The organism is Streptomyces sp. UH6 (assembly GCF_013421635.1).
GTDB lineage: Bacteria > Actinomycetota > Actinomycetes > Streptomycetales > Streptomycetaceae > Streptomyces > Streptomyces abyssomicinicus.
Genome location: NZ_JACADT010000363.1, coordinates 1 through 5250, shown reverse-complemented (window position 1 = coordinate 5250; position 5250 = coordinate 1). Strand labels below are relative to the sequence as shown.

Below are 5250 nucleotides of genomic sequence, written 5' to 3'. Positions count from 1 at the left end.
GACGGGGGCGGGGTGAGGGGACTCGTGGGCGGGGGCCTGCCGGTCGCCCTGCGCGTGGGGGTCACCGGGCGGGGCGGAGAGGATGGCGGCGATCTCGGGGCGCGGCGCGGGCTGCGGCGGGCACGCGCCGGTGAGGTCGCGGGCGCGGACGGCCTGCGTGATCCAGGCCCGGTCGAGCACGCGGCGTTCGTCGGCCTCGGCGACCAGGTCCTCGGACTGGTTGTAGTTGTTGTCGGCGGCCTGCACGGCCCACAGGTGGACGGCGACGCCGTGCTCCTTGGCGGACATCATCCCGGGCAGCAGGTCGCCGTCGCCGGTGACCAGCACGATGTCGGAACAGGCGCGGTTGCGGGCGAGTTCGGTGAGTTCGGCGTGCATGGCGGCGTCGACGCCCTTCTGCGCCCAGCGCCCGTCGGAGCGGGTGAGGGCGCCGAGGCGGACGGTGACCCGGGGCATCACCCGTAGTCGGCGGTGTTCGGGCTGCGGGACCCGGTCGGGGGCGCCGTCGAACCAGTAGATGCGCAGCAGGGGTTGCCCCGTGTCGGCCTCGGCGCGTTCCCGGAGTCCTTGGATGAGGGCGGCGTGGTCGACGGTGATGCGGGACCGCGAGGGCTCTCCGGCGAGGAGGCTGGCGGCGGCACCCAGCAGATATCCGGCGTCCACCAGGACGATGCAGCGGTCCACGCGGTCACCCTCTTTCCTCTGTCCGGGGAGGCGTGCTTCGGGTTCGCTTCGAGTCTGCCCCAGCCCGGGGGTCCAGACGGCCCGAACTCGATCTTCGGCGTGGCGTTTGCCCGTCGGGAGCGGGCCGCGCCCCAACGGCCCTGTGACGCACGGTAGTCGTCCGACATGCGTGCGTGAGCGGCGTATGTGAGTCTGAACTCGGCTCTGGCACACCGATCACGGTCCCCCTCAGGAGGAAGATCACCATGGCCAAGAACAAGAACACCCGCAAGCCCGCCCAGCGCGCCGCCCGGTCCGACCGCCCGCAGCACCGCCCGGACGAGGCGGCGCAGCACCAGTCCACGGTCGCGCAGGTCCAGGGCAGCCCCGCGGACGTGGCGCGCAACAAGCAGCGCCGCTTCGGCCACAACTGACGCGCGCCGCGCCCGTAGGGGGCCTGCCCGAGTTCGCGAAAGCGAGCTCCGGGGCGGGCCCCTGGCGCGTTGTGGGGGTGGCCGGCAGGTGGCCGGCCCCGAGGCCGGCCCGCGAGGTCAGCCAGCGAGGCCGGGCCCGCGAGGTCAGCCCGCGAGGCAGGACGGGCCGAGCAGGACCTTGAGGTCGCCGTAGAGGGCGGGGTCGGGCTTCACCCGGTGCCGGTCCAGGCGCAGCACCGTCGTCTTGCGCGGGCCCTGCAGCTTGATCCGCACCTCGCTGTCGCCCTTGTGGCTGGCGAGGATCTCCCCGAGGCGGGTCACCATCGGCGGGGTGACCTTGAGCGCGGGGATGGTGAGGACCACGGGCGCGTTGGTCCCGGCGTTGGACAGGTCGGGGACCATCAGCTCCATCGCGACCAGCCGCGGCACGTCCTCCCGCTTGTCGAGCCGGCCCTTGACGAACACGACGGCGTCCTCGACGAGCTGGGTGGAGACCAGCTGGTAGGTGGCGGGGAAGAACATGCAGTCGATGGAGCCCGCCAGGTCCTCGACGGTGGCGATGGCCCAGGCGTTGCCCTGCTTGGTCATCTTGCGCTGGATGCCGGAGATGATGCCGCCGATGGTGACGACCGCGCCGTCCCCGTAGTCGCCGCCGGTGAGCTGGGCGATGCCCGCGTCCGCCTTGTCGGAGAGGACGTTCTCCAGGCCGAAGAGCGGGTGGTCGGAGACGTAGAGGCCGAGCATCTCCCGTTCCTGGGCGAGCAGGTAGGTCTTGTCCCACTCGTCGGTGGAGAACTCGACGTCCAGGCCGAAGCCCGGCTCGTCGGCGCCCTCGTCGCCCATGCCGCCGAAGAGGTCGAACTGCCCCTCGGCCTCCTTGCGCTTGACCTGGACCACGTTGTCGATCATCGGCTCGTACTGGGCGATCAGGCCCTTGCGGGTGTGCCCGAGGGAGTCGAAGGCGCCGGCCTTGATCAGCGACTCGGTGGTGCGCTTGTTGCAGACGACGGCCTCGACCTTGTCGAGGTAGTCGGGGAAGGAGGAGAACTTGCCCTTGCCCTTGCGGGTGCGGATGACCGAGTCGACCACGTTGGAGCCGACGTTGCGGACCGCGGAGAGGCCGAAGAGGATCACGTCGTCGCCCTGGGCGGCGAAGTTGGGCTCGGACTCGTTGACGTTCGGCGGGAGCACCTTGATGCCCATGCGCCGGCACTCGTTGAGGTAGACCGCGGACTTGTCCTTGTCGTCCTTCACCGAGGTGAGCAGGCCCGCCATGTACTCGGCCGGGTGGTTGGCCTTGAGGTAGGCGGTCCAGTAGGAGACCAGGCCGTAGGCGGCGGAGTGCGCCTTGTTGAAGGCGTAGCCGGCGAACGGGACCAGGACGTCCCAGAGCGCCTGGATGGCCTCGTCGCTGTAGCCGTTCTTGCGGGCGCCGGCCTGGAAGATGGTGAAGTTCTTGGCCAGTTCGTCGGGCTTCTTCTTGCCCATCACGCGGCGGAGGATGTCGGCCTCGCCGAGCGAGTAGCCGGCGATGATCTGGGCGGCCTTCTGCACCTGCTCCTGGTACACGATCAGGCCGTAGGTGACGCTCAGCACCTCCTTGAGCGGCTCCTCCAGCTCCGGGTGGATCGGCGTGATCTCCTGCTGGCCGTTCTTGCGCAGCGCGTAGTTGATGTGCGAGTTCATGCCCATCGGGCCCGGCCGGTACAGGGCCGAGACGGCGGAGATGTCCTCGAAGTTGTCGGGCTTCATCATGCGCAGCAGGGAGCGCATGGGGCCGCCGTCGAACTGGAAGACGCCGAGGGTGTCGCCCCGCTGGAGGAGTTCGAAGGTCGTGGGGTCGTCGAGCGGGAGGCCCAGGAGATCGATGTCGATCCCCTTGTTGGCCTTCACCATCTTGACGGCGTCGTCCATGATCGTCAGGTTGCGGAGACCGAGGAAGTCCATCTTCAGCAGGCCGAGCGACTCGCAGCTCGGGTAGTCCCACTGCGTGATGGTGACGCCGTCGGAGTGCCTGACCCACACCGGGACGTGGTCGGTGATGGTCTCGCTGGACATGATGACGCCGGCGGCGTGCACGCCCATCTGCCGGACCAGGCCCTCGACGCCCTTGGCGGTGTCGATGACCTTCTTGACGTCGGGCTCGTTCTCGTACATCCCGCGGACCTCGCCGGCCTCCGAGTACCGGGGGTGCTGGGGGTCGGTGATGCCGGAGAGCGGGATGCCCTTGCCGAGGACGTCGGCGGGCATCGCCTTGGTGATGCGGTCGCCCATCGCGTACGGGTAACCGAGCACGCGGGCGGAGTCCTTGATGGCGTTCTTGGCCTTGATGGTGCCGTAGGTGCCGATCATGGCGACCTTGTCGGCGCCGTACTTCTCGGTGACGTACCGGATCACCTCGACGCGCCTGCGCTCGTCGAAGTCGATGTCGACGTCGGGCATGGAGACGCGCTCGGGGTTGAGGAAGCGCTCGAAGATCAGGCCGTGCGGGATCGGGTCGAGGTCGGTGATGCCCATCGCGTAGGCGACGATCGAACCGGCCGCGGATCCTCGGCCGGGGCCGACCGCGATGCCGTTGCTCTTGGCCCAGTTGATGAAGTCGGCGACGACGAGGAAGTAGCCCGGGAACCCCATCTGGATGATGACGTTCATCTCGTAGTCGGCCTGCGCCTGCCGGTCCTCGGGGATGCCGCCCGGGTAGCGGCGCTCCATGCCGCGGCGGACCTCCTCCTGGAACCAGGTGATCTCGGTGTAGCCCTCCGGGATGTCGAACTTCGGCATCAGGTCGCGCTTCTCGAACATCCCGGTGGTGTCGATCTGCTCGGCGACCAGGAGGGTGTTGCGGCAGCCCTCCTGCCAGGCGTCGGAGGAGTCGATGGCGTACATCTCGTCCGTCGACTTCAGGTAGTAGCCGGTGCCGTCGAACTTGAAGCGGTCGGGGTCGGAGAGGTTCTTGCCGGTCTGGATGCACAGCAGCGCGTCGTGGGCGGTCGCCTCGTGCGCGTAGGTGTAGTGGGAGTCGTTGGTGACCAGCGGCGGGATGCCGAGCTTCTTGCCGATCTCCAGCAGACCCTCGCGGACCCGGTGCTCGATGTCGATGCCGTGGTCCATCAGCTCCAGGAAGTACCGGTCCTTGCCGAAGATGTCCTGGTAGTCGGCGGCCGCCTTGAGGGCCTCCTCCTTCTGGCCGAGGCGCAGGCGCGTCTGGACCTCGCCGGAGGGGCAGCCGGTGGAGGCGATCAGGCCCTCGGACCACTGGGAGATGGTCTCCTTGTCCATCCGGGGCCACTTCTGCAGCCAGCCCTCGGCGTAGGCGTCGGAGGAGAGCCGGAAGAGGTTGTGCAGCCCGGTGGCGTTCGCCGCCCAGATGGTCTTGTGGGTGTAACCGCCGGAACCGGAGACGTCGTCGCGCTTCTGGTGCGGCTGGCCCCACTGGATCTTGCGCTTGTTGCGCCGCGACTCGGGGGCGACGTAGGCCTCGATGCCGATGATCGGCGTGATGCCGGCCTTCTTCGCGGTGTGGAAGAAGTCGTACGCGCCGTGCAGGTTGCCGTGGTCGGACATGGCGATGTGCGTCATGCCCATCTCGTCGCACGCGTTGAACATGTCCTTGAGCCGCGCGGCACCGTCCAGCAGCGAGTACTGGGTGTGGACGTGCAGGTGCGTGAAGGGCGGCTTGGACACGGGTGGGGCCTCCTGGGGAGCACGGGGCGAGGGGTGCGCGTGGTCCGGGTTGTCGGTCTCGAAGTCTATGCCCCCGGGCCGACAAGCCGGGGCATCGGGAACCTTCCCGGCCGGGCGGGGTGGCCGCCGTCACCTTTTACCAGGTCTTTAACCTCGGACGTGCCAGACTTTCCGCGAGATGGACATGTCCGGGACCCCCCTCAGAGCCGCGCGCGCGGTGCTCTTCACGGCGCTGGCCGTGACCGTAGGCACCGCGTCCCACGTGCTGCTCTCGGGCGCGCCGCTCCCGGTGTCCACGGTGGCCGCGGTCTGCGCCGTCGTCTTCGTGGCGGCGTACGCGCTGGCCGGGCGGGAGCGCCGTTTCGGCCCGATCGCCGCCCTGCTGGTGCCGCTGGAACTCGCCGCCGACACGGTCTTCACCGCCGGCCAGCACGCCTGCTACGGCGCGGCCGGCGGCCCGGTGACCGGC

The 5250-nt window shown here is 69.3% G+C and carries 3 protein-coding genes and 1 pseudogene; 2 read left to right on the top strand and 2 right to left on the bottom strand.

Going from position 1 to position 5250, the window contains the following annotated elements:
• Positions 1-684 (bottom strand): NYN domain-containing protein (locus HW445_RS17675; protein WP_308799380.1); only part of this gene is annotated, 684 nt, incomplete at its 3' end.
• A gap of 245 nt (positions 685-929) precedes the next feature.
• On the opposite strand from HW445_RS17675, the gene HW445_RS17670 reads away from it, so the two are divergent.
• Positions 930-1097, top strand: a complete 168-nt coding sequence (locus HW445_RS17670) for a hypothetical protein (RefSeq protein ID WP_180221973.1) — start codon at positions 930-932, stop codon at positions 1095-1097.
• Between the two features lie 144 nt (positions 1098-1241).
• Here HW445_RS17670 and dnaE read toward each other — a convergent pair whose 3' ends face one another.
• Positions 1242-4781 carry a DNA polymerase III subunit alpha gene (dnaE, locus tag HW445_RS17665; RefSeq protein ID WP_180221972.1) on the bottom strand — a complete coding sequence of 1180 codons (3540 nt, stop codon included), beginning with the start codon at positions 4779-4781 and terminating at the stop codon, positions 1242-1244.
• Positions 4782-4959: 178 nt separating this feature from the next.
• Between dnaE and HW445_RS17660 the strand changes: the two are divergent.
• Positions 4960-5250, top strand: a pseudogene (locus tag HW445_RS17660) (hypothetical protein); the annotation flags it as partial.